This is a genomic window from Variovorax sp. GW823-FHT02B07, from assembly GCF_058797695.1.
Map to the genome: position 1 here is coordinate 166,564 of NZ_JBXAJX010000003.1, position 26,054 is coordinate 192,617.

Genomic DNA, 26,054 nt, shown 5'->3' on the forward strand with positions numbered 1-26,054 from the left:
GCGTCTTTTTAACAGTGGTTAAATTCATCCAATCATTCAATGAATAAGCCGCCCTGATCCCATGCTCGTCCAACCGCCCCGCACCTCCCTGGCCGACGCCGCCGCGAACAGCATCCGTACCGAAATTGCGGCGGGCCGCTGGCCCATCGGCTCGCGCATTCCGATCGAGCCCCAGCTGGCGCAGCTGCTGGGCGTGAGCCGCGGCACGGTGCGCGAGGCGGTGAAGACGCTGGTGTCGCGCGGCCTGCTCGAGGTGCGGCAGGGTTCGGGCACGTACGTGCGCTCGGGCTTCGACCCCTCGGCCAGCCTGCAGAAGCTGCGCCTGGCCAGCCTGCGCGACCAGTTCGAGGTGCGCCGCGCGCTCGAGGTCGAGGCCGCCCGGCTCGCCGCCGTGCGCCACACCGCGAAAGACCTGCGCCGGCTGAACGCCCTGCTCGACAAGCGCGGCCAGCCCGACCTGGCCGACGGCGGCGCGGCCTTCATCGAGCGCGACCTGGCCTTCCACCTGGCCATCGTCGATGTGTCGGGCAACCTGGCGCTGGTCGAGACCTGCCGCTTCATCACCGGCTACATCAAGGAAACCATCGCCAGCACGCTGAGCGCCAGCCTGCCCGAGCCCGACGAGGCGGCGCACCGCGCCATCGTCGAAGGCATTGCCAGCCGCGACCCCGAGCGCGCCGCCGCCGCCGTGCGCGAGTTGATGGCGCCGACGCTCAACGCGCTCGCACTGGGCACCGCATGAACTCCATGACCTTGCCCACGGGTGTTGCTGCGCGCACCCAGGCGGCGCCATCGGGCGCCGAAGAACTGCTGATCGACGCCGAAGTCGACAGCCTGCCCGCGCCGCGCCCCACGCCGACGCCCAGCCGGGGCCGCCGGCTGTTGCTGGGCCTGACGGTGGTGCTCATCGCCTTCAACCTGCGGCCGGTGTTCGCCAGCCTGTCGGTGGTGCTGCCGGAAATCATCCGCGCCACCGGCCTGTCGGCCACCGCCGCCAGCCTGCTGACCACGCTGCCGATCGTCTGCCTGGGCGTGTTCGCGCCGATGGCGCCCTGGCTCGGGCGCCGCTTCGGCACCGAGCGCACGCTGCTGGGCTGCATGGTGCTGATCGGCGTGGGCACGGTGCTGCGCGGCACCGGCAACATCCCGCTGCTGTTCCTGGCCTCGGCCATCGCGGGCAGCGGCATCGCGGTGTCGAACGTTCTGCTGTCGGGCCTGGTGAAGCGCGACTTCGCGAAGCAGGCTGCGCTGATGATGGGCCTGTACACCATGGCCGTCTGCGGCGGCGCCGCCAGCGCCGCGGGCCTGACGGTGCCGCTGGAGCACGCGCTGGGCGGCGGCTGGACGCTGGCGCTCGCCATGTGGGCCGTGCCGGCCGCGCTGGTCACGTTCATCTGGGCGCCGCAGGCGCTGCCGCTCAAGCCGGTGGCGAGCGAATCGGGCTTCACCGTGCGCGGCCTGTGGCGCGACCGGCTGGCCTGGCAGGTGACCTTCTTCATGGGGCTGCAGTCGGCCCTGGCGTACATCGTGATGGGCTGGCTGGCGCCGATCCTGCGCGAGCGCGGGCTCAGCGGCGAAATGGCCGGCTACGTGGTGTCGCTGTCGGTCATGACGCAGGTCGTGACCTGCCTCGTGGTGCCGGCGCTGGCCGTGAAGCTGCGCAACCAGCGCGCGCTGGCGGTGGTGCTGTCGGCGATGACGGTGGCGGCCATGCTGGCCATGCTGTTCGCGCCGCTGGACGCCCCCGGCGGCATGTGGACCTGGGCCGTGGTGCTGGGCATTTCGCAGGGCGGCACCTTCGCGCTGGCGCTCACGATGATCGTGCTGCGCTCGCCCGATTCGCACATTGCCGCGCACCTGTCGGGCATGGCGCAGGGCGTGGGCTACATGGTGGCGGCCTTCGGCCCGCTGCTGGCCGGGCTGCTGCACGGCTGGACCGGCAGCTTCCACGCCTCGGCGTGGCTGTTCGTCGGCCTGGGCGTGGTGCTGGTCATGGCGGGGCTGGGCGCGGGACGCACGCTGCACGTGGGTGCGGTGACGGTACCGCGGCACTGAGCCGCAGTCTGCTGCCTGCCTACTGCAGCCCGCCGTCGCAGGCGGTCGGCTTCCGGGCGCTGTCGTCCGTAAAGTCCACGCTGGTGCGCTTGTTGCCGGCCGGCCCCGTGTGCGCCGGCCATTCGCTCTGCAGCCAGGTGTAGCGCCACACATACGGACCACCGGCCTTCGCCGGCGCGTCGTAGGCGATGCGCAGGCTGCCGCGGCTTTCGTCGTGGCAGTGCTTCGAGGTCTTGTATTCCTTCTCGCTGAAGCAGGCGCGGATCGACCGCGAGCACCAGTACGGGATGCTCTCGCGCGCGGCCTTGGCGCGCTGCCCGGGCGGCGTGTCCAGCGGCACGAAGTCGGCCGTCACATAGGACGCGCCGCCGCCCGAATAGCTTTCCGATTCGTGCTGGGTCACGGCCACGGCCCAGCGGCCTTCGGCCAGCGGGTAGAGCACCGGCGCGAGGGCCAGGTGCAGCTCGGGGTGGTCGCTGGGGCGGTCGCGCTGCTGCGAGGCCACGTAGGTCGAGAAGTCGTGCAGCTGCGCGAGCTGCCAGGTGTCGGCGCCGGCGTCGCGCTTCAGGCGGGCCATGGCCAAGGGCTTTTCCGAGGTGAGCAGATAGTCGCCGGGTGCGCCGCCGTCGCGCGGGCGGTGCAGCTTCAGCGCCCGCGCATCGCAGGGCTGGGGCAGCAAGGCGCACAGGTGGGCGCGCCACATGGCATCGACGGCCTCGGGCGTCTTGACAGCCACGAAGACCTGCGCGGCAGGCGCGGCGAGCAGGGGGCCGGCCGGCAGCGCCGCGAGAAGACCGACGATCCCGGCAAGAGGCAGCTTTTTCATGGGGCGCAATGGTAGCCATCGCGCGAAGCCCTGGCAGAGGGGTCATCGGGGTTTCTCCGGCCGCGCCCCGGCCCGACCGGGCGACAATGGGGGGCTCCGGCGAAAGTCCATTTCGCCCAATGAAATTTCAGCCCTCTCGACAACCCAGAACCTACGGAAGCAAGCGCATGAGCACGAAGCAACCCACCATCGTCTACACCCTCACCGACGAGGCGCCCCTGCTGGCGACCTACGCCTTCCTGCCCATCGTGCGCGCCTTCACGGCTCCGGCCGGCATCAACGTGACGACGAGCGACATCTCGGTGGCCGCCCGCATCCTGGGCGAGTTCCCCGAGTTCCTGAGCGACGACCAGAAGGTGCCCGACAACCTGGCCGAACTGGGCAAGCTCACGCTCAAGCCCGAAGCCAACATCATCAAGCTGCCCAACATCAGCGCCTCGGTGTCGCAGCTCAAGTCGGCCATCAAGGAACTGCAGGGCAAGGGCTACAAGATCCCCGACTACCCGGAGAACCCGACCTCGGACGAGGACAAGGACATCCGCACGCGCTACAACAAGTGCACCGGCAGCGCCGTGAACCCCGTGCTGCGCGAAGGCAACTCCGACCGCCGCGCGCCCCGCGCCGTGAAGGAATACGCCCGCAAGAACCCGCACAGCATGGCCGAGTGGAGCCAGGCCTCGCGCTCGCACGTCTCGCACATGCACGGCGGCGACTTCTATCACGGCGAAAAGTCCATGACGCTGGACCGCGCCCGCAACGTCAAGATGGAACTGCTCACCAAGAGCGGCAAGACCATCGTGCTCAAGCCCAAGGTCGCACTGCTCGACCGCGAAATCATCGACTCCATGTTCATGAGCAAGAAGGCCCTGCTGGCCTTCTATGAAAAGGAAATCGAAGACGCGCACAAGACCGGCGTGATGTTCTCGCTGCACGTCAAGGCCACGATGATGAAGGTCTCGCACCCCATCGTGTTCGGCCACTGCGTGAAGATCTTCTACAAGGAAGCCTTCGAGAAACACGGCAAGCTGTTCGACGAGCTGGGCATCAACGTCAACAACGGCATGGTCGACCTGTACAACAAGATCGCCACGCTGCCCCAGAGCACGCAGGACGAGATCAAGCGCGACCTGCACGCCTGCCACGAAGGCCGCCCCGAGCTGGCCATGGTCGACTCGGCCAAGGGCATCACCAACTTCCACTCGCCCAACGACGTGATCGTGGACGCCTCGATGCCCGCCATGATCCGCAACGGCGGCAAGATGTGGGGCGCCGACGGCCGCCTGAAGGACGTGAAGGCCGTGATGCCCGAATCGACCTTCGCCCGCATCTACCAGGAGATCATCAACTTCTGCAAGTGGCACGGCGCCTTCGACCCCAAGACCATGGGCACCGTGCCCAACGTCGGCCTCATGGCCCAGAAGGCCGAAGAGTACGGCTCGCACGACAAGACCTTCGAGATCCCCGAAGACGGCGTGGCCAACATCACCGACCTGGACACCGGCGAAGTGCTGATGAGCGAAGACGTGGAGCAAGGCGACATCTGGCGCATGTGCCAGGTCAAGGACGCCGCCATTCGCGACTGGGTGAAGCTGGCCGTCAACCGCGCACGCAACTCCGGCATGCCGGTCGTGTTCTGGCTCGACGCCTACCGCCCGCACGAGGCGCAGCTGATCACCAAGGTCAAGATGTACCTGCATGAGCACGACACCACGGGCCTGGACATCCAGATCATGAGCCAGGTGCGCGCCATGCGTTACACGCTGGAGCGCGTCGTGCGCGGCCTGGACACCATCAGCGCCACCGGCAACATCCTGCGCGACTACCTGACCGACCTGTTCCCCATCATGGAACTGGGTACCTCGGCCAAGATGCTGTCGATCGTGCCCCTGATGGCCGGCGGCGGCATGTACGAAACCGGCGCGGGCGGCTCGGCCCCCAAGCACGTGCAGCAGCTGGTGGAAGAAAACCACCTGCGCTGGGATTCGCTGGGCGAATTCCTCGCGCTGGCCGTGAGCCTGGAAGACCTGGGCCTGAAGACCGGCAACGCGCAAGCCAAGATCCTGGCCAAGACGCTCGACGCCGCCACCGGCCAGCTGCTGGACAACAACAAGAACCCGTCGCCCAAGACCGGTCAGCTGGACAACCGCGGCAGCCAGTTCTACCTGGCCATGTACTGGGCACAAGAGCTCGCCGCGCAGACCGAGGACAAGGACCTGCAGGCCAAGTTCAAGAAGCTCGCCGAGACGCTCACCGCCAACGAGAAGAAGATCGTCGACGAACTCGCGGCCGTGCAAGGCAAGGCCGTGGACATCGGCGGCTACTACCTGGCCGACCCGAAGAAGTACGAAGCCGTGATGCGCCCGAGCGCCACGCTGAACGCGGCGCTGGCACCGGCGGCCTGATCCCGCTGCGCCTGCGTCTTCCGGGTCTGCACTGACCCGGAAGCCCCCACACCAACGGCCTGTCGCTCACGCGGCAGGCCGTTTGTTTTTGCGTTTGTCTTTGCGTCTGCTGCCGCGCAGCGCGAAACTAGACGCCGATTCCCCCGCCCCCATTCCACTGCAAGAGAAAAGAAAGGCAGGCCCCTCATGAAACTCCGTCTGCTTGTGACTGCTGCTGCCGCCTCGACCCTGCTCGTGGCCGCCGGCGGCGCCCACGCCCAGAGCAACTGCGACACGCTGCGCGCCGAGATCGAAGCCAAGATCGCCGCGTCGGGCGTGACGAACTTCAGCGTCGTCACCGTCGATGCCACCGCCACGGCAAGCGGACAGGTCGTGGGCAGCTGCGACCTCGGCACCAAGAAGATCGTCTACCAGCGCGAAGGCGGCGCGGCCTCGCCGGCCCCTGCATCCCCATCAGCCCCCGCACCGCGCGGCGAACCGATGCTCACCGAGTGCAAGGACGGCTCGGTGTCCATGGGCGGCAGCTGCAAGCCCTGAGCCGAGGGCAGCATCGCGTGATCTGGCCCGCCCTGCGCCTCTTCTTCGGCCTGTTGACCCTGGCGGCGATCGGCTGGCAGCTGACGATCCATGTGCGCATGGGCTTCAACGTCGTCAACTTCTTCAGCTTCTTCACCAACCTCTCGAACCTGTTCGCGGCGATCGTGCTGGTGCTCGGCGCGCGCCGCCTCTGGCAGCCGGCGTCCACGGGGCCCGACGAAGGGCTGCGCGCCATCTCGGCCGTGAACATGGTGGTGGTCGGCATCGTCTTCTCGCTGCTGCTGCGCGACGTCGACCTCGGCGCGCTGCGGCCGTGGATCAACACGCTGCTGCACTACGTGATGCCGTGCGTCGTGCTGCTCGACTGGCTGCTGCAACCGCCGCGCACGCGCCTCGGCGGCCGGCATCTGCTGTGGACGCTGGTCTTTCCGATGGCCTACCTGGTCTACACGCTGGTGCGCGGCAGCCGCACGGGCTGGTACCCCTACCCTTTCCTCAACCCTGCCAACGTCGACGGCTACGGCGGCGTGGCCCTCTACGCCGCAGGCATCGCGCTGACCTTCGGGTTGGCGGGATGGGGGCTGCTGGCGTTGGGGAACCGGCTGGGCCGGCGCGGCCTGTAGCACCGTTCGATCACTTTCATTCCATGACCCACGTCTTCACTCTGCATCGAGAAAGCCTCAAACGCCGCTTCGCCGTCTACGTTGTCGTTGCCCACTCGCAAGACGACGCGCGGCTGTACGTCGGCAAGACCGGCGACAACCGCATGGGATGCAACCCGCTGATCTCCCGCTGCGGCAACCACTTCTCGTACAACGACATCCACAGCCAGATCCGCAACGAACTCAGCGATCACGAAGAGCGCGACTACACCTACGTCTTCGATCACTTCGACGACTACACCGACGACGAGTTGCTTCGCCGCACGCGCATCGACCGGATCAACGAGATGGAGCGCTGGCTCAACCAGGAGGTCCAGGCGATGCTGCAGAGCTTCGACTGCACCAACCTGACGCTCCTGAACGTGTACCAGGGCGTTGGCCATGTGCCGCAGGCCAAGCGCGCCAGTCGCGCGGCGTTCCGCACGACCGAAGCACAACAGAAGATCGACGCCATCGTCGAGGCCGTGCGCAAGCACTGCGCCCAATTGCCCTGCGTGCCAGCCAAAGCCCGCACCTCGTGATCCGGCCCCGGCCGGGTGCCGCCCAACGTTTTCGCAGGATCAGGCAAAAACCTCGTTCGATCCGGATACCGCCTCAGGCCCCTTCGCCCCGAGACTCATCCCCATGCCCGGCGCACCCTTCGCGCCATGGCGCATCGACCCGCATGAGGAGTTTTGTATGAGTGCAATCCAGGACACAGTGGTTCTCGTCACCGGCGCCAGCAGCGGCATCGGCGAGGCGACGGCGCGGCGGCTCGCGCGGCGCGGCGCCCATGTGGTGCTCGGCGCGCGCCGCACCGAACGGCTCGCGGCGCTCGCGGCCGAGATCAATGCCACCGGCGGCTCGGCGAGCTTCCGGCGGCTGGACGTGACGCACCGGCCCGACATGGAGGCCTTTGCCGAGTTCGCCCTCGACACGCACGACCGCATCGACGTGCTGGTGAACGCCGCCGGCGTGATGCCGCTGTCGCCGCTGTGGCAGCGCAAGATCGAGGAGTGGGAGCTGATGATCGACGTCAACCTGCGCGGCATGCTGCTGGGCGTGGCGGCCGTGCTGCCCACGATGCAGGAGCAGGGCTGGGGCCACATCGTCAACGTCGCGCCGGTGGCCATGGGCGGCGCCACGCCCGACTCGGCCGTGTACCACGGCACGCAGTACGCGGTGCAGGCGATCTCCGAAGGGCTGCGGCGGGAACACGCGGGGCGCGTGCACGTCTCGCTGGTGAGCCCCGACGTGGCCGAGGCCGCCGACCCGCTGGCCGAGCGCATCGCCGACAGCTACGCCTTCGAGCGCATGCGCACGCGGCGGCGGCTGACGACGCCGGTCGACGGCGTGGCGCGCGCCATTGCGGGTGCGATCGAGGGCGCGCGCTACGGCATGGCGGGCCCCGGCTGGCGCCCGGCCCCGACGCCGCGGCCGAAGCCGGCGGCACCGGTGTACTGACTGAACGCCGAACGTCAGTAGCTCTTGTACGGCAGGAACTTGCCCGACAGCACCACGTTGACGCGGTCGCCCTTCGGGTCGGGCTGGCGCTGGATGTCCATGCTGAAGTCGATCGCGCTCATGATGCCGTCGCCGAACTCTTCATGGATCAGTTCCTTGATGGTGGTGCCGTACACGCTCACCACCTCGTACCAGCGGTAGATCAGCGGGTCGGTGGGCACGGGCGTGGGCAGCGAGCCCTTGTAGGGCACGACCTGGAGCCACTTCTGCTCCTCGGGCGTGAGGCCGAAGATCTTGCCGACGACCTTGGCCTGCTTGTCGTCGAGCGTCATCTGGCCGAGGCAAGCCGCGGTGGTCCACTCTTTCGACAGGCCGACCTTTTTGGCCACGTCGGCCCACTGGATGCCCTTGGACACCTTCACGGTGATGATCTTCTCGGTGACGTCGTTGCGGTTCATGCGGCTTGGCTCCTGGGTATGAAGGGATGCGACAGGGCAAGCAACAGGCATGCCCGTTGTCGGCCCCTGCGCCTCAGCGCTCCCAGCGGAACTTGCGCTCCGACTCCGCGATGGGCTGGTCGTTGATGCTCGCGTAGCGCCTTTGCATCAAGCCGTTCTGCGCAAACTCCCAGTTCTCGTTGCCATGGCTGCGGAACCACTGGCCCGCGGCGTCGTGCCATTCGTACTCGAAGCGCACCGCAATGCGGTTGTCCATGAAGGCCCACAGCTGCTTCTTCAGGCGGTAGTCGTGCTCACGCTCCCACTTGCGCGACAGGAACGCCACCACCTGCGCGCGGCCGTTGACGAAGTCGGCGCGGTTGCGCCATTCGGTGTCGGGCGTGTAGGCCAGGCTCACGCGCACGGGGTCGCGCGAGTTCCAGGCGTCTTCGGCGGCCTGGACTTTCTGGAGGGCGGATTCGAGGGTGAAGGGCGGCAGCGGCGGGCGGGATTCCATGGCGGTCTTTCAGTCAAGAAATGAAGTGATGAAGGCCCGCAATGTGCCATGAGTAGACAGACCTGTCTACATGCCTACAATCGCCGCATGGACATCTCTGCACTGCCCGCGCGCGAGCGCATCCTGCTCACGGCGCACGAGCTCTTCTATGCCGACGGCATCCGCGCCACCGGCATCGACCGCGTGATCGCCGCGTCGGGCGTCACCAAGGTCACCTTCTACCGGCACTTCCCCTCGAAGGACGACCTGGTGCGCGCCTTTCTCGACCATCGGCATGGCGTGTGGATGGCCTGGTTCGTCGATGCGCTGGGCCGGCGCGACGCGCAGCAGCGCATCGCGCAGGGGCAGGCGCTGCCGGTGCTGGCCGACGTGATGGCCGAGTGGTTCGCCGACCCGCTGTTTCGGGGCTGTGCCTTCATCAACTCGGTGGTGGAAGTGGGGGCCAGCGTGGCCGGTGCCGCCGACATCGCGCGCGAGCACAAGCGCGAGATGGTCGAGGTGATCGCCGGCCTGTTGCCCGACGGCCCGCAGCGCATGGCCATTGCACAGGCGGCCGCCCTGGGCGTCGACGGCGCCATCGTCAAGGCGCAGATGGGGGATGCGGCGCTGGCGCGCGAGGCGGTCGACGACCTGCGGCGGCTGCTCGATGCGCTGGTCGCCCTTCGATAACATCGCATCGCTCACTCCTTCCCAAAACACATGGCATCGACGCGACTTCCCTCGACCCAGGGCCTGCAGGCCTTCGAGGCCGTCGCGCGGCTGCGCAGCGTGAACGTGGCGGCCGAAGAGCTCAGCGTGACGCCCAGCGCGGTCAGCCACCGCATCCGCCAGCTCGAGACGCAGCTCGAGCTCAAGCTCTTCACGGGCAACGACTTCGGCCTGAGCGCCGACGGCGTGGCCTACCTGGCGCGCGTGCGCGAGGCCATCGCGGCGCTGCAGCAGGTGCCGGGGCGCGAGCCCGCGTCGCAGGTGCGGCGGCTGCGCGTGGCGGTCACGCCCACCTTCTCGCGCCAGATGCTGCTGCCCCGGCTGGCCGAGTTCCGCGACGCCTACCCGACCATCGAGCTGATGCTGCAGGTGACCATGCCGGTGCGCAACTTCACGGCCGAAGACGCCGACATCGAGCTGCGCTTCGGCACCGGCCCGTTCCACGACCGCGAGTTCTGCCAGCTGCTGGCCGACGACGTCTCGCCGGTGTGCAGCCCGGCCTACCTGGAGCGACACGGGCCCTTCGAGCAGCACTTCTCGACCGATGCCGAGGTGGCGCGCGTGCAGATGCTGCGCACGCCGCTGGAGTCGTGGCGCATCTGGTTCAAGGCCTGCGGCATCGGCCTGCCCGAGCCGGCCGTGGGCCACCAGTTCAACGACCTGGGGCTGGCGCTCGATGCAGCCGCCGAAGACTTCGGCGTGGTGCTCATGCACCTGCGGCTGGGCCGCGCCTGGCTGGACAACGGCCGGCTGGTGCGCCTATCGCCGCACAGCGCGCCCTCGCCCAACGCCTACTTCCTGTGCTGGCGCCCCGGCACCATGGAGCGCTGGGAATGCGCCACCTTCGTCGAATGGCTGCGCCAGGCGCTGCGCGAGCCGGGCTGAATAATTTTCAGCCGGGGTGTGGGCTTTTTTCAGGTGACCGGCGCGTTTCCCCTGCAGACTCGACCCCCGGCGCTGCCGTGGCCCGCATGGGCTGCAGCGCGCCGCGCCCCCATAACACCAGCCAGGAGACTCCCCCGTGCCCGACCTTTCCAAGATCACCTGCATCGAAGACCTGCGGGCGATCGCCCAGCGGCGCGTGCCGAAGATGTTCTACGACTACGCCGATTCCGGCGCCTGGACCGAGGGCACCTACCGCGCCAACGAGAGCGATTTTCAGAAGATCAAGCTGCGCCAGCGCGTGGCCGTGAACATGGAAGGCCGCTCCACCCGCACCACCATGATCGGCCAGGAGGTGGCCATGCCCGTGGCCATCGCGCCCACGGGCCTGACCGGCATGCAGCACGCCGACGGCGAAATCCTGGGCGCGCGCGCGGCCAAGGCCTTCGGCATTCCGTTCACGCTCTCGACCATGAGCATCTGCTCGCTGGAAGACATTGCCGAAAACACCGACCGCCACCCCTTCTGGTTCCAGCTCTACGTGATGAAGGACCGCGACTTCATCGAACGCCTGATCGACCGCGCCAAGGCCGCCAACGTGTCGGCGCTGCAGCTCACGCTCGACCTGCAGATCCTCGGCCAGCGCCACAAGGACATCAAGAACGGCCTGTCGACGCCGCCCAAGCCCACCATCAAGAACCTCATCAACCTGGCGACCAAGCCGCGCTGGTGCATGGGCATGCTGGGCACCAAGCGCCGCACCTTCGGCAACATCGCCGGCCATGCCAAGGGCGTGAAAGACCTGTCGTCGCTGTCGTCGTGGACCGCCGAGCAGTTCGACCCGGCCCTGAGCTGGGCCGACGTCGAATGGATCAAGAAGCGCTGGGGCGGCAAGCTGATCCTCAAGGGCATCATGGACACGGAAGACGCACGCCTGGCCGTGGCCAGCGGCGCCGACGCGCTCATCGTCTCCAACCACGGCGGGCGCCAGCTCGACGGCGCGCCCTCCTCCATCGCCGCGCTGCCGGCCATCGCCGACGCCGTGGGCAGCCAGATCGAAGTGTGGATGGACGGCGGCGTGCGCAGCGGCCAGGACGTGCTCAAGGCCCGCGCCCTGGGCGCGCGCGGCACGCTGATCGGCCGCAGCTTCCTGTACGGCCTGGGCGCCTACGGCCAGGAAGGCGTGACGCGCGCGCTGCAGATCATCCACAAGGAACTGGACATCACGATGGCCTTCTGCGGTCGCACGCAGATCGACGATGTGAAGTCGGACATCCTGCTGCCGGGGACGTTCTGACAGGCGGCTGAAGACCTCGTCGAGGGCGGGCCGATGCGGCGGCGGAGTGCTCAGCGCGACGCGAGGCTTTCCATGTAGACGCAGAACATGTCGGCCATCGCATCCGCCCAGGCCTCGATCTCGGCGTCGGTGCGGGGACGCTCGGAGAACTCTTTTCCCACTGCGCTGAGCGTCGCCACGATCAGGTCGCCTGCCATCTGGCGCGTGGCGTCGGAGGCCGCTGGCAGCGCCTGCTGCATGAACACGCGGACGATCTCGTCGCCAGCAGCGCGCACCTCTTGTGCCTCGGGTGCGTCGCGATAGAACGGCGCAGCGTCGTCGAGCGCCGTTCGCACGTCGGCTTCTTCACACTCGGAGCGGACGAAGGCGTGCGTGAGCAGGCGCAGGCGCTCGAGTGCGGGCCGCTGCGTATCCCCGAGGATGCCGCGCATCATCTCCGTCGTCTGCCGCCATTCATCGCTCTGCAGACGGAACAGGATCGACGCCTTGTTCGGGAAGTATTGGTAGACCGACCCGACGCTCACGCCCGCCCTTTCGGCGACGCGCGTCGTCGTGAAGCGGCGCACGCCCTCTTTCGCCAAAACCTGAACAGCGGCCTGAAGAATGGCCCCAAGAAGGTCGGCCGAGCGCGCCTGCTTGGGCTGTCTGCGAGAGGAGATCGAGGGGCTCGGGCGGTCGGTCATGGGAGCGTGGCGGAACGCGAATGGAAAACATGAAGGGTTCTTCATAGTATTTCCCATCTGCTTTTCACACGAAAGAACCCCGTGACCACCTTGACCACCGCACCCCTGGCGCCCTTGCTGGACCGCCTGTTCCAGGAGGCCAGCGCGGCCACCAGTCCGGCCATCGCCGACGTGAGTCCGGAGGAACGCCACCGGCTGATGCACAGCAAGACCGAGTACATCGCGCTCTACAGCCGGCTCAAGGATCTGTGGCTGCCGGTGTCGCGCGAGACCGGCGTGCTGCTGTACCAACTGGCGCGCAGCACGAACGCGCGCCACATCGTGGAGTTCGGCACCTCCTTCGGCCTGTCCACCCTGTACATGGCAGCGGCGCTGCGCGACAACGGCGGCGGCCGCCTGATCGGCAGCGAGTTCGAGCCCTCGAAGGTCGCCAGGGCGCGCGCGCACCTGGCCGAAGGCGGCGTGTCCGACCTGGTCGAGATCCGCGAAGGCGATGCGCTGCAGACGCTGGCGGTCGACCTGCCAGCCTCCATCGACCTCTTGCTGCTCGATGGCGCGAAGGCGCTCTACCCCGACGTGCTGGCGCTGGTCGAACCGCGCCTGCGGCCGGGCGCGCTGATCGTGGCGGACAACGCCGACCACAGCCCGGAATACCTGGCGCGCGTGCGCTCGCCTGACAGCGGGTACCTGTCGGTGCCGTTCGGCGGTGATGTGGAGTTGTCGATGCGGTTGGGGTGAGGTCTTTCTCGCAACCTCCATCGAAGAGAGATTGCAATGAAAGCACGAGGGCCCGTCGGCAGCTCGATGGTCTCTCGTGATCCTACGGGCCTCCGACCTTCGTGAAGGTCGCGCCATAGCGAGTGAGGCAAGCGGTTGCGGCGGTGGTCTCAGGTACCAGCGTGGTGACCATGCGCCGCTCCTTCATGCGCGAGATGGTGACGATTCCATCGTCTCGCAATTCCGCAGCCATCAGCTTGTTGGTCATTGAGATGGAATCTACCCGGTAGCCCCAAGCACGCTTGACGAGCCTTGCCTGAGAAAACGCTGCGTAATTCATCACCGTGTCCCATCCATCGAAGATGCAGTCGGCGAGAAGCCCTTGTTTGCTCGGGTCATAGCGCCCCTCGATGATGGTCTCGAACGTCTCAGCCGTCATTGCGATCGGATACTGCGTGCAGCCCGATATCGCCATCAAGGCCGTGATCGAGGCCCAGATCTTCCAACGAGATTTCATTCGCTCTTCGCTCCTGGTTATAGGGGCGACAGCATAGCGTGACCCATTGGCAGGTGCCCCAACTTGCGCGTGCACAGCCCGATCTCGCCGCACATGAGTGAACGCACGGAAAACCCGCAGGCCCGGGAAGCGGCGCTCGTGAAACAAGAGACGATCTATCTCCCGCTGGTGAGACACGGTCTGCAAGTGGCAGCCGCGGCCATGCGGCATCACCTGCAGGCGTCGCGCGTCCGATGGAGCGGAGAGTCCGTCGCACCGGGCGGCTGACGCCAGCCGACAAACTCAGTCCGCGTACACCCCCGCCGCCTTGATGATCGGGCTCCACTTCGCGATCTCCGCCGCCACGAACTTCTTGTGCCCCTCGGGCTCGATGCGGCCGTCGGTGGCGACCACGGCGCCGAGCGCTTCCTCGCGCTTGATGAAATCGGCGTCCTTCAGTGCTGCCTTCAGCGCATCGCTGATCTTCTTGAGCACCGGCGCGGGCGTGCCCTTGGGCGCGTACAGGCCGTGCCAGATCGTCACCTGGAAGTTCTTCAGGCCGGCCTCGTCGAGCGTGGGCAGGTCTTTCAAGAGCGGCGTGGTCAGGCGCTTGGGCGTGGTCACTGCATAGGCCTTGACCTTCTTCGCCTCGATCTGCGGCGAGGTGTTGGTGCTCTGGTCGCACAGGAGGTCGATCTGGCCACCGATCAGGTCGGTGATGGCGGGCGCCGTGCCCTTGTAGGGCACGGGCGTCATCTCGGTCTTCGTGGCGCTCTGGTAGAGCAAACCGCACAGGTGCGAGGCCGAGCCGATGCCCGCGTTGCCCAGGTTGATCTTGCCCTTGTTGGCGGCGATCCAGGCGGTCAGTTCCTTGTAGTTGGTGGCCGGCAGGCTGGGCTTGGCGATGAGCGTCATGGGCACGTCGTTGACGATACCCAGGTACTCGAAGTCGGTCTCGACCTTGAACGGCACGTTGCGCACCAGCGTCGGCACGGTCGCCATCGCGATGTGGTTGAGCAGCAGCGTGTAGCCGTCGGGGTTGGCGCGCGCCACCTTGGCCGCGCCGATGGAGCTGCCCGCGCCGGGCACGTTGTCGATGATGACGCTGGCGCCGCCCAGCGGCTTGCGCAGCGCCTCGGCGAGGTCGCGCGCCACGCGGTCGGTCGGGCCGCCGGCCGCGAAGGGCACGACGATGGTCACGGGCTTGCCCGCGGGAAAGTCTTGCGCGTGGGCGCACACAGCCAGGGCCAGCGCCGCGAGGGCGAACAGTTTTTTCATGGAGATCTCCGTCAAGGTCAAAAAGAAAAATCAGGGCGCACGTGAAGGCACGCGGCTTTCGAGCGTGGGCGGTTGCCACTCCGGCTGGATGTGGCAGCCGTTCTTGCCGTCGGTGTCGTAGCGCGGCATGAGCGAAGCACAGCGCTGCGCCAGGCTCTGCGGCGTGGGCTTCTCGCCCTTGTCGATCCAGTCGAGCAGCGCGCCGAAGAGCGCGGGATATTCCGAATCGCTGAGGTAGCTGTGCTCGCGCTCGGCGCTGAAGCTCTGCACCAGATGCCCGCCGGTGCCCGCCGCGTCGCGGATGCGGCGGTAGGCGTTCTCGAGTTCGACAAACGCCGTGGGGTCGTCGATGGCATGCAGGCCCACGGTGGGCAGCGAGGTGCGGCCGGTGGGCTGGCTGTCGGCCGCGAGCGCGCCCTGGGCCTGCGGGTCGGCCGCGTAGCGCAGCACGCCGGCATTGAGCGCCGCATCGTCGCTCGAGCCGCTGTAGACCACGCCGATGTTGCCGAAGGGGTTGCGCCCCTTCAGGCGCTGCTGCACGAGGTCCTGGAACAGCCAGGTCGCCCAATTCAGGTGGCCGACGAGCGAGCGCTCGGGGATCTTCACGACCGAGAGAATCGTCTTCAGCCGCGCCGCCTGCTCGGGCGTGCGCTGCGCGGCCGGCGTGCCGACGCCGGTGCAGTCCTTGACGCGCGCGGCGAGCTCGGCGCGCGTGAGCTTCGCGTCCATCGGCAGGCCCATCCACAACGGGTACTGCGGCTCGTCGGGCTTGGGATGGTTGCGGCAGACGTACTGGTAGACCACGCGCAGGTCGAGCCGGAAGTCGTAGGCGCTGTTGCCGCCGCCGAGCACGCCGCTGGTGAGCAGCAGGCCGTCGTAGGGCGACTTCGCATCGCTCACGGGCGCATAGAGCTCGGCCGCCTTCGCCGCCACGCCCGCGCCGTAGCTCTGCCCATGCAGCAGCGTGCGCTGGGGCTGGCCGAAGTGGCGCACGACGATCTGCCGCAGCCGCTCGGTGTCTTCGGCCGCCATCGTCACGCCGTAGCCGCCGCGCCGGTAGGTGGAGCCGGCCCAGGCATAGCCTGCTTTCACGGTGACGGCCCAGCGCTTGAGGTCTTCCTCGCTGCGTGCGAGCTTGGGCGCGCCGGTTTCAGGGCCGCCGTGCGCGTGCATCACGAGCACGCCGCGCTGCCAGTCTTTCGGGATGGCAATCCAGTAGAACGAGCCCGCGCCGTCTTCACCGGTGTAGCAACGTGCGGTCTCGGGCACGGGCGACGGGCAGGCCGTGGGCTTGGGCGCGGTGGCGGGTGCCGCGTGCGCGGACAGCAGCGGCGGCGCCGCCAGCAAGGCGAAGGCGGCAAGTTGCGAGAGGTATTTTTTCAATGGCGTACTCCAAGGTCCAGCGTCGCGTTCGCTCCGTCGGTGGTGACGAAGGCCACGACGCCGCTGTTGAAGATGAGATGGCCCGGCCGGCCGGCGCCGGCCTGCGCCACGCCGAGCACCGGCGTGTCGTAGCCCAGTGTGGTGGCCGCGCCGCCGAGGTTGAAGGCGGTGCCGACCACGGTGGCCTCGCGGCCCTCGCCCTTCACGCTGGCCATGGCATAGCTGCCGTCGGCCGCGCCGGGCATCAGCGTCTGCTGCACCGCGAGCAGGCGCAGGCCCGGCTGGATGACGGTGGCCGCGCCGCTGCTCGTGTCGCCCGCCGGCACGGCGGTGGCCACGCGGCGCAGGTACAACGGCGTCGACACGCCGTTGACCAGCCCGATCACCACCGAGCCGGTGAGCGTGCCGCCCTCGGTCTCGGCGGTGCCGCTCGACGAGGTCGAGGTCGTGTACATGTCGAAGGCACCGCGCGCCGTGCTGTAGCTGAGATAGCCCTTCTCGGTGTTCTTGCAGGTCTGGTCGTAGGTCATGAAGCTGTTCGACGCCGGGCTGCGGCAGAACTGGAAGGTGCCCGCATTGCGCAGCCGCCCCGCCGACGAGAACGCCGCCGTGGTGCCCGCGCCGAGCTGTTCCACGCCGGCCGCATTGAAGATCAGCGACACCGAGCGGAAATCCGTCGACGGCGACACGTTCTGGAAGGTGTTCTGGAACGCCACCAGCGGCGAGAAGCCGCTGCCGCTCGGCGGGTTCACGCCACCCAGCAGCACGCCGCCGGCACCGAAGCTGAACACCGCCCCGCTCTCGCCGCTCGTGTAGCTGCAGCTGCCCTGCGACACGAGCGAGCCGCTGCGCTGCGTGCCGACCCGCGTGGGTACGTGGCTGGCATCGATGGTCACGGTGTAGGCCATGGTGGCCGGATCGATCTGCACCTGCAGTTCCTCGCCGAAGCTGTTGCCGCCTTTGTAGCGCGTCGCGCTCGCCGGCAGGTTCGGGCAGGCGAGCGGGTCGCCGACCTCGGTCACGCAGCTGTAGTTGACGGCCGCATCGAGGCTGCCGCTGCCGCGGTACTTGGGCCACGACGGAAACTGGCACAGCGGGCGCGTGCGACCGTAGCTGCCGGCCACGGCGTCTACCGCCACGGGCGTGGCGGGCGCCAGGCCGGCCTCGACCCAGCCTTCGAGCGCCGCGAGCGAGTCCCAGTTGGGAATGAAGCTGCCGGTGCCGTGGCCCATGCCGGGCACGGTGTAGAAGCGCACGTTCTGCGTGACCGCGGCCTGGCCCAGCGTGGCGACGAGCTGCCGGTAGTAGTCGATGGTCGAGTTGGGACTGATCACCTCGTCGGCCAGGCCGTGCAACATGATCAGCTTGCCGCCGCGCGCGAAGAAGGGCGCGAGGTTCGGATCGGTCGCGTCGGTGAGCTTCGACACCTCGGCCACGCGCGCCGCATACGTGCCGGGGTTCTGCGGATCGAAGGTGAGCGTGTTGAAACCGGCATCGCGCGTGACGAAGAACTTCACCCACTGGTCGCCCGTGACGTACATGTTGGCGTCGGCCGAGGTGGCGGGGTTGCCCGGCGCCTTGCGCGTGCCAAGGTCGCGCGTGGTGTACGGGCCGGCCACCAGCGCACCTTCGAGCAGGTTGTAGCCGCCCGCGCGCTTCACGCCGTTGGCCAGCGAGTACGTCGTGAACTCCAGCGGCGATTCGATGGCGTGCACTGTGTCGATCTGCGCGTCCGACAGGCAGGTGTCCGCCGTGTCGGCACCGTTGGGGCAGCGCAGCGAGGCAAGGATCTGCGTGTTGAGCTGGCGACAGCTCTCCACATTGCTCACGATGTTGTCGATCGCGCCGTCGAGCTTGTCGCAGGCCTGCATCGCGGCCTTCTGCACCAGCAGCGTCTCGGTGAGGTTGAGCCAGCCCTTGGCGTCGTTGTTGTACAGCGCGCGTCCCACTGCCACGTTCGACAGGCGCGTGCCGGTGTAGTTGAGCGCGGGCTCGTTGGCGATCACGCCGTCGTAGTCCTGCGGCCAGCGCTGGATGTAGCTCAGCGCGTCGCGCCCGCCGGTCGAGGTGCCGAGAAAGTAGGCGTGTTTTGGCTTGACCGCGTAGCGCGCGAACACCAGCGCCTGCGCCACGTCGCGCGTCTTCTTGAGCGACTGGCCGCCGTAGTTGGCCAGCTGCTCGTCGTTGGCCGCGAACTTGCCGTCGGTGATGCTGCTCGACTGGTGGCCCGAGTCGTCGCCGTAGGTGGCGTAGCCCAGCGCCAGCGGCGCGGGCTTGCCGGCGGGGCCGAAACGGATGACCTCGGTGCCGTCGATGAGCACGCCGTCGAAGCCGCCGCCGCCGAAGTGGATGGTCTTCTGGTTCCACTGTTCGGGCAGGTTGACCGCGAAGTGGATGAGCTGCGAGGCCGGGTCCACCGGCGCGATGGTGCCGCGCACGCGGCAGTAATCGCCCAGCGTGTTGCCCGCGTCGCCGGCGGCCACGGGCGTGGCACTGGTGACGGTGGCGCCCTGCGTGGGCGGGCTAATCAGCGCGGCCGGCAGGCTCTTGCCGGCCAGGTCGGCGCAGGCCACGACGGGCAGCACGGGCGGGGGCGGAGTGCCGGGCGGCTCCTCGGCGGGCGGGGTGTCGCCGCTGGCGGGCGGCGGGGTCGGCAGGAAGAAGCCGGGGCCTCCTCCTCCCCCGCTGCCGCCACCGCAGGCGGCCATGACCAGCGACGCGCAGATCAGCGCAACGACGACACGAAACTTCGAGGCAGGGCGCGGTGTGCGCATGGATTTGTCTCCGGCATGCAGCCTCGGTGGACTGCTTTTTGAATAGGCGGCCGGACGATAGATTCCGTGTGACCTAGGGTCAAATAAAATAACAAGGCCTATTCAATACAAAAAACATATGGACATACGCGCCCTGAGGTACTTCGTGGCCGTGGCCGGCACCGGCCACATGACGCGCGCCGCCGAGCAGCTGGGCATCCAGCAGCCGCCGCTGAGCCTGCAGATCAAGGCGCTGGAGCGCGAGCTGGGCGTGCTGCTGTTCAAGCGCCATCCGCGCGGCGTGGCGCTCACCGACGCCGGCCGGCTGTTCCAGGCCGAGGCGCTGCGCATGCTGCAGGACATGGAGGCCATGAAGCAGCGCATGGCGCGCGTGGCCCAGGGCCAGACCGGCACGCTGGCGGTCGGCTTCACCAGCTCGGCCGCCGCGCACCGCTTCATGCCCGAGGCGCTGCGCGCGTTCCGCCGCGCGCACCCCGGCGTGGAGCTGCAGCTGCGCGAAGACAACGCCGCCGAGCTCACCGAGGCGCTGGCCGCGGGCCGGCTGCACTGCGGCCTGCTGCGCGTGCCGGTGGCGCGGCCCGAGGGGCTGGTGTTCGAGACGCTGCTGCGCGAGCCCGTGTGGGTCGCGATGCCGAGCGATCACCGCTTCGCGCCGCCTGCCCATGGCAAGAAGCCCGCGAAGCCGCTGCCGCTGTCGAAACTCTGCGAAGAGGGCATCATCCTCGTGCGCCGCCCGGGCGCGCCCGGCCTCTATGCCGAGCTGCTCGCGCTGTGCCACGCGCAGGGCCTGCGCCCGCGCGTGGTGGCCGAAGTCGATCGCATGATGACCAACCTGAACCTCGTGGCCGCAGGCGTCGGCCTGTCGGTGGTGCCGACCTCGATGACCGGCGTGCACGCGCACGCCATCGCCTACACGCGGCTGGCCGACGGCGGCCAGCTCGACGCACCGCTCACGCTGGTGTCGCGCGCCGACGAAGACAACCTGCCGGCGCGGCACTTCGCGGCGCTGCTGCGCGGGCTGGCCGAGGGGAAGCCCGCCGCATGACCGTGCCGCTGCTGCGCCGCCATTTCCTGCAACGCGTCGGCTTCGCGGCGGTGTGCGCGTTGCCGCATCTGTCGCACGCGGCCTCGTCGCCCTGGCCCAGCCGCCCGGTGCGCCTGATCGTCGTCTACCCGCCGGGCGGCGTGAGCGATGGCATGGCGCGCGCGCTGGCCGAGCCGCTGGCGCAGTCGCTGGGCATGCCGGTGCTCATCGAGCACCGCGCCGGCGCGGGCGGCAGCCTGGGCATGGACGCGCTCGCACGCGCCACGCCCGACGGCCACACGCTGGCCTTTTCGGCCATCAGCCCGCTCACCCTGCACCCGCTGCTCGCGCGTGCGCCCTACGACCCGCTGCGCGCCTTCGCGCCCGTAGCCAGCGTGATGCGCACGCCGGTGCTGGTCGTCGGCACGCCGGCCTTCGCGGGCCGCGGCTTTGCCGAGTTGATCGCGCTGGCGCGCCGCCAGCCCGGCGCGGTGCGCTGGGCCACCTCGGGCGTGGCCACCATCGGCCACATGGTGCTCGCGCAGGTGCGCCTGCAAAGCCGCACCGACATCACGCACATCCCCTACCAGGGCGGCGGGCCGCAGCTCAACGATGCGCTCGGCGGGCAGTTCGAGGTGCTGTCGACCAACGTCGCGGCGCAGCAGCTGCAGTACATCGAAGGCGGTCGGCTGCAGGCGCTGGCAGTCGGCGCGCCCGCACGCATCGAAGCCTTGCCGGCGGTGCCCACGCTCGCGGAGCTGGGCTACGAGAAGGCGAACCGCGATTCACTGTTCGGCATCTTCGCGCCCGCCCGCACGCCGGCGGCAGTGGTGCAGCGCCTCAATGGCGAGATCAACCGGCTGCTGCAAGGCGACCCGTTGCGCGCGCGCCTGCGCGAGGCCTACAACCTGCCGGCCGGCGGGAGCATCGAGGACTTCGCGCAGGAGATTGCGGCGGACCGGCGGCGCAACCGCGCGCTGGTGGCGGGGGCGCGGGCGCAGTTCGACTAGGGCTGCGCGGCCACCCAGCCGAAGCCCGCGTACCAGGGGCTGAAGCGCGCCGGGCGCTGTTCGATGTCGACCTGCTTCACCGCCGTGGTCAGCGCCGGCGACACGTTGCGCAATGCCATCACGATCCATGCACGGTCGAGCTGTTTGAGCAGGCGGGCCTCGCAGCCGGGGCTCTCGCGCAGGCCGACGGGCGCCAGGCCCAATTGCACCGAAACATGCCCCTGCGCGGCCGCCCGTTCCCAGAGCACGCGCTTGCGCTCCGAGCCCAGCAACGTCAGCTGGCGCAGTTCGTACGTGCCGGCCGGCAGCACGCCGGGCACGGCGTTCACCTGCAAGCGCACGTCCTTGCCCAGGCCGTTCCGGTCGGCCCCGAAGAGCCACTCGAAGTGATCGGTGGGCACCTGCGCCTGGATCGCCATCAGGCAGGGCGCGGGCAAGGGTTGCGTGCCCCGCAGCGTCTGGCGCGTGAGCACCATCAGCTCGGCGGTCTTCGACACCAGCGACAACGGGACCGGTGCCTGGTCGCCCGCCACGATCTGCGCGTCGATCGCGGTAGGCAACGTCGGCACGGTGGCGGCGTTGGCCGCATGCGCCAGCACCTGCGGGAACAGCACAGGCATCGTCTTGCCATTGCCGAAGCTCTCGCCCGTGGCGATCTCCAGGCGATCGGCGGTCAGGCGGTAGTAGCTCGGCAGCGTCGCCTCGACGTCGTAACCGCCGCGGCGCGTGGTGACGCGTTGGTAGAACTCGCGCGACGTGCTCGCCAGCAACGGCTGCAGCGCGCGCACCAGTTCATGGCGCTGCGCTTCGCTGACATTGTTCAGGTCGATGCGAATGCGGTTGGACGGGTAGGTAAAGAGCTTGGCCATGCCTCGCTCGAGTTCCGCCTTGTCCGGCGCGCGCGTCACGTAGAGAACAAAGCCGCCCACCAACGCGGCAATGCAGGTCCCCCACGTGAAGTAGCTCGTGACCTTGCGAAAACGGTCGGCGGCCCGCGAAGTGCCCATCCACCCCGCCAGCGCCTCCCGGACGCCAAAGAGCACGACGCCGAGAACCAGGACGCCGAACATCAGCAGCACCACGGTGGCTGCATTGAAGGCGAAACTCAAAAAGCCCATGCCGCTGCGTTCAGGCGCAGCGCCCGACAACTCCAAGCAACGCGTCAGTCCTCCGCGCGCCAGAGCCGCGGATAGTCGCTCACGAACCCGTCCGCCGTGACGCCCAGCACCTCCGCGTAATCGAAGCGCTTGGCCTCGTACGCGTACGTGCTGTCGCTTCGCCGTTCATAGCGCTGCATCAGCTCGCTGAGCCCGCCGTCTTCGATGTCGACCCAGGCCGCCGGTGCATCGGCGCTTTCGCCGGGTGCGAGGTTCAGGCGGCGCAGTTGCAGCAGGTTGGTGGCGGGCGTGAAGCCCAGGTCGAGGTCGACGCAGTGCGACATGTCGGACACGGCTTCGTCGTTGAGCTTCCAGTGGCCGCGCGCGTCGCGCGTGATCGACAGGTCGACGGCCGACTCGCCGAGCCAGCCGCGCACCGTGCCCCATTGCGTGTGCCAGAGCAGGTCGCAGCGCACGCGGTAGTGCAGCTGGGCGATGCGTCCGCCCTCGGTGCGGAACACCGCCGCGCCGTCGAGCTGCCAGGCCGAGGCATTGCGTTCGAGGCGACAGGCATCGTGGCCCGGTGCATCGAGCCTGCGCCAGAGGATGGAGGCGACGGTTTGCATATGGCGCGGATCATGGCACCGGCATGCCGCGGGGCGCAAGCGGCATCCCGCAAAATGCCCTGCATGTCGAAAGCCCTTTCCGCGTCGTTGTCTGCCCTTTTCACCCTCCTGACAGCCAGCGCAGGCCATGCGGCCACCGCACTGAAGGACGGCGACATCATCTTCCACACCTCGCGCTCGGCGCAAAGCGTGGCCGTGCAGCGCGCCACCGGCTCGCGCTACAGCCACATGGGCATCGTGCTGCTGCGAGAGGGCAAACCCTACGTGTTCGAGGCGGTCTCGACGGTGCGCTACACGCCGCTGGCGCAATGGACCGCACGCGGCAACGGCGGGCGCTACGTGGTGAAGCGGCTGCGCGATGCCGACACGCGGCTCACGCCCGGCGCCGTGGCGCGCCTGCATGCGCGCACCTCGGACTTCGCGGGCCGCCCGTACGACCTGACCTTCGAATGGTCGGATTCGCGCATCTACTGCTCGGAACTGGTGTGGAAGCTCTACGACCGCGCACTGGGCGTGCGCATCGGCGAGCTGCAGAAGATCCGCAGCTTCAACCTCGGCGACCCGGCCGTGCGCGCCAAGATGCGCGAGCGCTACGGCGAGGCCGTGCCCATGGACGAGCCGGTGATCTCGCCGGTGGCGATGTTCGACTCGCCGCTGCTGGTGACGGTCGAATCGCGCTGACGACCCGCTACTGCACCGCCGCCAGCACGCTGTCGAGAAACTGTTTCGCCGGCGTGCCGAAATCTTCAGGGATGTAGTCGCGCGAGAAGTCGCGCGCAAACGCCGCTTCGAGGTCCTCGTGCGAACCGAGGTAGTCGGCGATCTCGGCGCGCAGCGCGGCCAGCTCGGCCTCGGTGCTCGACTCGCGGTACGAGGCCATGATCTCGGCGCCGGTCTCGCCGAAGAGGATGTCGGCGTCCTGGCCGAAGTAGACCTTGGTGAGGTGGTCGATCAGTTCGAATCGCATCGTGGGTCGTAGGGGAAAAATCAGAACGGATGGGCGGTGAGGATGTAGAACGGCTTGCCGTTGTACGTGCGCATGTTCAGCGTCACGCGCACCTTGGTGAGCTGGCTCACGGCAGTGCTGCCGCGCTGCACGCCGATGCCGACCACGGCGGCGATGTCGTGCTCGAAAGCCACGGGCTTGGAGCCCACCGCCGCGGAGCGCGACCACGCGCGAATGGCCCGTGCGTTGGCGCGCACGGTCTGGCTGATGGCCGACTCGGCGGTGGCCAGGTCGAAGAACGACGACGAGCGCTGCAGGCTGGGCTTCTTCGCGAAGCGGTCGAACAGTTCCTGCGCCGACTTGCCCACGTGCTCGCGGATGGTGTGGCCGCCGGCCTTGGAGCCCGCAATGCCCTCGTGCTCGATGAGGCGCACGGGCTCGAGCTTGAAGCGGCTCGCGCGCACCGCGATGACGCGCGATGCGGCCAGCCCGCCGGCCACGAAGAGCGGCACCGCCACGTCGACCGCGAGCCCCACCTGCGCGCCGGTTTCGGGCGAGGCGCCCAGCGCCTGCGCGGTGGCGTCGGCGGTGAGCGCGGTGGCCGTGCGCTGCGTCTGGCCGGTCCAGATCTGGCGCGCGGCCGTGGCGGTGACGTCGCTGCCGTGCGCGCCCAGCACCACGCAGCCGACCTTGCTGGCCATGGTGGGCTCGGGGGCCACGCACAGCACGCCGGCGCCGACCAGTTCGATCACGCCGCCGATCAGCGCCGCCGTGCCCCAGAGCCGGTTGCTGAGGCTGGCCGACTCGGGCACGTCTTCGCCGCCGAGCACCGCCGCCATCTGCACCGGCGTCAGCGCGACCGACAGGCCGCCTTCCACCTCGTCGTCACCCATCGTGCATTCCTTTCCGTTCACCACCTGCGTGGGGATTGAAATTCCGCCGCATTCTTGCACGCGACACCGGGGCGGGCGAACATGCCCGGAGAGCGAGACAATTGTCACCGTGAGTTTCCAGCCCGCGCCGCCCCCGGCCCCTCCGATCCGCCGCATTGCCCACCTCGACATGGACGCGTTCTACGCGTCCGTCGAGCTGCTGCGCTACCCGCAGCTCAAGGGGCTGCCGGTGGTCATCGGCGGCGGGCGGCGCCGCGTCGACGAGGCGATCCGCGAACTGCCCGAGGGCGCCACGCTGGCCGACATTCCGATCGAGGCCTTTCCGCGCCTGAAGGACTACACGGGGCGCGGCGTGATCACCACCGCCACCTACCCCGCGCGGCAGTTCGGCATCGGCTCGGCCATGGGGCTCATGAAGGCCGCCAAGCTGTGCCCGCAGGCGCTGATCCTGCCGGTCGATTTCGACGAGTACCGGCGCTTCTCGCGCACCTTCAAGCAGGTGATCCTGGACATCGCGCCGCTCATGGAAGACCGCGGCGTGGACGAGGTGTACATCGACTTCACCGACGTGCCCGGCGGCCAGCGCGACGGCGGGCGCTCGCTGGCGCGGCTGATCCAGAAATCGATCTTCGACGCCACGGGCCTCACGTGCTCGATCGGCGTGGCGCCCAACAAGCTCATCGCCAAGATGGCCAGCGAGTTCGAGAAGCCCAACGGCATCTCGGTGGTCTACGAACACGACCTCGAAAGCCGCATCTGGCCCCTGCCCTGCCGCAAGGTGAACGGCATCGGCCCGAAGGCCGACGAAAAACTCAAGCGCTTCGGCATCGAGACCGTGGGCCAGCTGGCGGCACGCGAGCGCGGCTGGCTCATCGACACCTTCGGCAAGGCCACCGGCGCGTGGATGCACGAGGTGGCCTGGGGCCGCGACAACCGTCCCGTCGTGACCGAGAGCGAGCCCGTGTCGATGAGCCGCGAGACCACCTTCGAGCGCGACCTGCACGCGGTGCGCGACCGCGCCGAGCTGGGCGCGATCTTCACGCACCTGTGCGAGAAGCTGGCCGAAGACCTGCAGCGCAAGGGCTACGTGGGCAAGACCATCGGCATCAAGCTGCGCTACGACGACTTCAAGATCGCCACGCGCGACCAGACCATCGACCGTTTCACCGACGACGGCAAGACCATCCGCCAGGTCGGCGGCCAGTGCTTGAAGCGCGTGCCGCTGGAGCGGCCGCTGCGCCTCTTGGGCGTGCGCGTGGGCGCGCTGGCCAAGGCCGGCAGCCCCGAGGCGCTGGCGCCCGCTGGCAACACTCGCAGCGCGGCGCCGGTGGCGACCACGGCGTCGCTCTTCTGACACCACC

Annotated in this window: 27 protein-coding genes; 15 read left to right on the forward strand and 12 right to left on the reverse strand. The window is 68.6% G+C overall.

The window, feature by feature from the left end; translation table 11 throughout:
• The first annotated feature begins 61 nt into the window (after positions 1-61).
• Together AC1RGU_RS18510 and AC1RGU_RS18515 are read left to right on the forward strand one after the other, a co-directional pair.
• Positions 62-742: a FadR/GntR family transcriptional regulator gene (locus AC1RGU_RS18510; protein WP_095949614.1), complete on the forward strand. Its 681-nt coding sequence runs from the start codon at positions 62-64 to the stop codon at positions 740-742.
• Positions 739-2,055 carry a CynX/NimT family MFS transporter gene (locus tag AC1RGU_RS18515; RefSeq protein WP_492697261.1) on the forward strand — a complete coding sequence of 439 codons (1,317 nt, stop codon included), beginning with the start codon at positions 739-741 and terminating at the stop codon, positions 2,053-2,055. The genes AC1RGU_RS18510 and AC1RGU_RS18515 overlap by 4 nt, the downstream gene beginning before the upstream one ends.
• Positions 2,056-2,074: 19 nt before the next feature.
• On the opposite strand, the gene AC1RGU_RS18520 is transcribed toward AC1RGU_RS18515, so the two are convergent.
• Positions 2,075-2,881: a hypothetical protein gene (locus tag AC1RGU_RS18520; RefSeq protein ID WP_492697263.1), complete on the reverse strand. Its 807-nt coding sequence runs from the start codon at positions 2,879-2,881 to the stop codon at positions 2,075-2,077.
• Between the two features lie 167 nt (positions 2,882-3,048).
• On the opposite strand from AC1RGU_RS18520, the gene AC1RGU_RS18525 reads away from it, so the two are divergent.
• The 5 genes from AC1RGU_RS18525 to AC1RGU_RS18545 all read left to right on the forward strand — a co-directional run bounded on the left by AC1RGU_RS18525 (position 3,049) and on the right by AC1RGU_RS18545 (position 7,925).
• Positions 3,049-5,283, forward strand: a complete 2,235-nt coding sequence (locus AC1RGU_RS18525; RefSeq protein ID WP_492697265.1) for an NADP-dependent isocitrate dehydrogenase — start codon at positions 3,049-3,051, stop codon at positions 5,281-5,283.
• Positions 5,284-5,469: 186 nt separating this feature from the next.
• Complete coding sequence (locus AC1RGU_RS18530; protein ID WP_492697267.1) at positions 5,470-5,820, forward strand: DUF1161 domain-containing protein; 351 nt, start codon at positions 5,470-5,472, stop codon at positions 5,818-5,820.
• A 17-nt stretch (positions 5,821-5,837) separates the two neighbouring features.
• On the forward strand, positions 5,838-6,443 hold the full coding sequence (locus AC1RGU_RS18535) for a Pr6Pr family membrane protein (RefSeq protein ID WP_492697269.1): 606 nt from the start codon (positions 5,838-5,840) through the stop codon (positions 6,441-6,443).
• Positions 6,444-6,466: 23 nt separating this feature from the next.
• Positions 6,467-7,003 carry a hypothetical protein gene (locus AC1RGU_RS18540; RefSeq protein ID WP_492697271.1) on the forward strand — a complete coding sequence of 179 codons (537 nt, stop codon included), beginning with the start codon at positions 6,467-6,469 and terminating at the stop codon, positions 7,001-7,003.
• Positions 7,004-7,160: 157 nt separating this feature from the next.
• Complete coding sequence (locus AC1RGU_RS18545; RefSeq protein WP_062478031.1) at positions 7,161-7,925, forward strand: SDR family oxidoreductase; 765 nt, start codon at positions 7,161-7,163, stop codon at positions 7,923-7,925.
• A 14-nt stretch (positions 7,926-7,939) separates the two neighbouring features.
• On the opposite strand, the gene cynS is transcribed toward AC1RGU_RS18545, so the two are convergent.
• Positions 7,940-8,383 (reverse strand): cyanase, encoded by a 444-nt coding sequence (gene cynS / locus AC1RGU_RS18550; protein ID WP_095746510.1) that lies wholly within the window; start codon positions 8,381-8,383, stop codon positions 7,940-7,942.
• 73 nt (positions 8,384-8,456) lie between these two features.
• Positions 8,457-8,879, reverse strand: a complete 423-nt coding sequence (locus AC1RGU_RS18555; protein ID WP_095746511.1) for a nuclear transport factor 2 family protein — start codon at positions 8,877-8,879, stop codon at positions 8,457-8,459.
• Positions 8,880-8,966: 87 nt separating this feature from the next.
• On the opposite strand from AC1RGU_RS18555, the gene AC1RGU_RS18560 reads away from it, so the two are divergent.
• The 3 genes from AC1RGU_RS18560 (at position 8,967) to AC1RGU_RS18570 (ending at position 11,766) form a co-directional block, all read left to right on the forward strand.
• Positions 8,967-9,548: a TetR/AcrR family transcriptional regulator gene (locus tag AC1RGU_RS18560; RefSeq protein ID WP_159273148.1), complete on the forward strand. Its 582-nt coding sequence runs from the start codon at positions 8,967-8,969 to the stop codon at positions 9,546-9,548.
• Positions 9,549-9,578: 30 nt separating this feature from the next.
• Positions 9,579-10,472 (forward strand): LysR substrate-binding domain-containing protein, encoded by an 894-nt coding sequence (locus AC1RGU_RS18565; RefSeq protein WP_307694871.1) that lies wholly within the window; start codon positions 9,579-9,581, stop codon positions 10,470-10,472.
• A 136-nt stretch (positions 10,473-10,608) separates the two neighbouring features.
• Positions 10,609-11,766, forward strand: a complete 1,158-nt coding sequence (locus AC1RGU_RS18570) for an alpha-hydroxy acid oxidase (protein ID WP_307694872.1) — start codon at positions 10,609-10,611, stop codon at positions 11,764-11,766.
• Positions 11,767-11,816: 50 nt separating this feature from the next.
• Here AC1RGU_RS18570 and AC1RGU_RS18575 read toward each other — a convergent pair whose 3' ends face one another.
• Positions 11,817-12,449, reverse strand: a complete 633-nt coding sequence (locus tag AC1RGU_RS18575; RefSeq protein WP_492697274.1) for a TetR/AcrR family transcriptional regulator — start codon at positions 12,447-12,449, stop codon at positions 11,817-11,819.
• Between the two features lie 81 nt (positions 12,450-12,530).
• On the opposite strand from AC1RGU_RS18575, the gene AC1RGU_RS18580 reads away from it, so the two are divergent.
• Complete coding sequence (locus AC1RGU_RS18580; protein ID WP_492697276.1) at positions 12,531-13,187, forward strand: O-methyltransferase; 657 nt, start codon at positions 12,531-12,533, stop codon at positions 13,185-13,187.
• 82 nt (positions 13,188-13,269) lie between these two features.
• Here AC1RGU_RS18580 and AC1RGU_RS18585 read toward each other — a convergent pair whose 3' ends face one another.
• The 4 genes from AC1RGU_RS18585 to AC1RGU_RS18600 form a co-directional block, all read right to left on the reverse strand.
• Positions 13,270-13,683 carry a hypothetical protein gene (locus tag AC1RGU_RS18585; RefSeq protein WP_492697278.1) on the reverse strand — a complete coding sequence of 138 codons (414 nt, stop codon included), beginning with the start codon at positions 13,681-13,683 and terminating at the stop codon, positions 13,270-13,272.
• Between the two features lie 282 nt (positions 13,684-13,965).
• On the reverse strand, positions 13,966-14,940 hold the full coding sequence (locus tag AC1RGU_RS18590; protein WP_095949624.1) for a tripartite tricarboxylate transporter substrate-binding protein: 975 nt from the start codon (positions 14,938-14,940) through the stop codon (positions 13,966-13,968).
• A 30-nt stretch (positions 14,941-14,970) separates the two neighbouring features.
• A complete protein-coding gene (locus tag AC1RGU_RS18595) occupies positions 14,971-16,323 on the reverse strand; it encodes an alpha/beta hydrolase (RefSeq protein WP_492697282.1) in 1,353 nt (450 codons plus the stop codon).
• Positions 16,320-19,097: a tannase/feruloyl esterase family alpha/beta hydrolase gene (locus AC1RGU_RS18600; RefSeq protein ID WP_492697284.1), complete on the reverse strand. Its 2,778-nt coding sequence runs from the start codon at positions 19,095-19,097 to the stop codon at positions 16,320-16,322. Before AC1RGU_RS18600 ends, AC1RGU_RS18595 begins: the two co-directional genes overlap by 4 nt.
• Before the next feature lie 118 nt (positions 19,098-19,215).
• On the opposite strand from AC1RGU_RS18600, the gene AC1RGU_RS18605 reads away from it, so the two are divergent.
• Positions 19,216-20,142: a LysR family transcriptional regulator gene (locus AC1RGU_RS18605; RefSeq protein ID WP_492697286.1), complete on the forward strand. Its 927-nt coding sequence runs from the start codon at positions 19,216-19,218 to the stop codon at positions 20,140-20,142.
• Positions 20,139-21,131, forward strand: a complete 993-nt coding sequence (locus AC1RGU_RS18610; protein ID WP_492697288.1) for a Bug family tripartite tricarboxylate transporter substrate binding protein — start codon at positions 20,139-20,141, stop codon at positions 21,129-21,131. Before AC1RGU_RS18605 ends, AC1RGU_RS18610 begins: the two co-directional genes overlap by 4 nt.
• On the opposite strand, the gene AC1RGU_RS18615 is transcribed toward AC1RGU_RS18610, so the two are convergent.
• Complete coding sequence (locus AC1RGU_RS18615; protein WP_492697290.1) at positions 21,128-22,249, reverse strand: hypothetical protein; 1,122 nt, start codon at positions 22,247-22,249, stop codon at positions 21,128-21,130. The genes AC1RGU_RS18610 and AC1RGU_RS18615 overlap by 4 nt on opposite strands.
• Positions 22,250-22,293: 44 nt before the next feature.
• The gene (locus tag AC1RGU_RS18620; RefSeq protein WP_492697292.1) at positions 22,294-22,854 is read right to left on the reverse strand and encodes a putative glycolipid-binding domain-containing protein; all 561 of its coding nucleotides are present in this window, start codon (positions 22,852-22,854) and stop codon (positions 22,294-22,296) included.
• A gap of 87 nt (positions 22,855-22,941) precedes the next feature.
• Between AC1RGU_RS18620 and AC1RGU_RS18625 the strand changes: the two genes are divergently transcribed.
• Complete coding sequence (locus tag AC1RGU_RS18625) at positions 22,942-23,535, forward strand: YiiX family permuted papain-like enzyme (protein WP_492697294.1); 594 nt, start codon at positions 22,942-22,944, stop codon at positions 23,533-23,535.
• Between the two features lie 7 nt (positions 23,536-23,542).
• Here the strand turns inward: AC1RGU_RS18625 and AC1RGU_RS18630 are convergent, their stop codons facing one another.
• Together AC1RGU_RS18630 and AC1RGU_RS18635 are read right to left on the reverse strand one after the other, a co-directional pair.
• The gene (locus tag AC1RGU_RS18630; RefSeq protein WP_070062176.1) at positions 23,543-23,821 is read right to left on the reverse strand and encodes a contact-dependent growth inhibition system immunity protein; all 279 of its coding nucleotides are present in this window, start codon (positions 23,819-23,821) and stop codon (positions 23,543-23,545) included.
• A gap of 20 nt (positions 23,822-23,841) precedes the next feature.
• Positions 23,842-24,693, reverse strand: coding sequence for an RNase A-like domain-containing protein (locus AC1RGU_RS18635; protein WP_390341795.1), 852 nt, complete (start codon positions 24,691-24,693; stop codon positions 23,842-23,844).
• A gap of 169 nt (positions 24,694-24,862) precedes the next feature.
• Here AC1RGU_RS18635 and dinB point away from each other — a divergent pair, with 169 nt between their 5' ends.
• A complete protein-coding gene (gene dinB, locus AC1RGU_RS18640) occupies positions 24,863-26,047 on the forward strand; it encodes a DNA polymerase IV (protein ID WP_492697733.1) in 1,185 nt (394 codons plus the stop codon).
• The last annotated feature ends 7 nt before the right edge of the window (positions 26,048-26,054 follow it).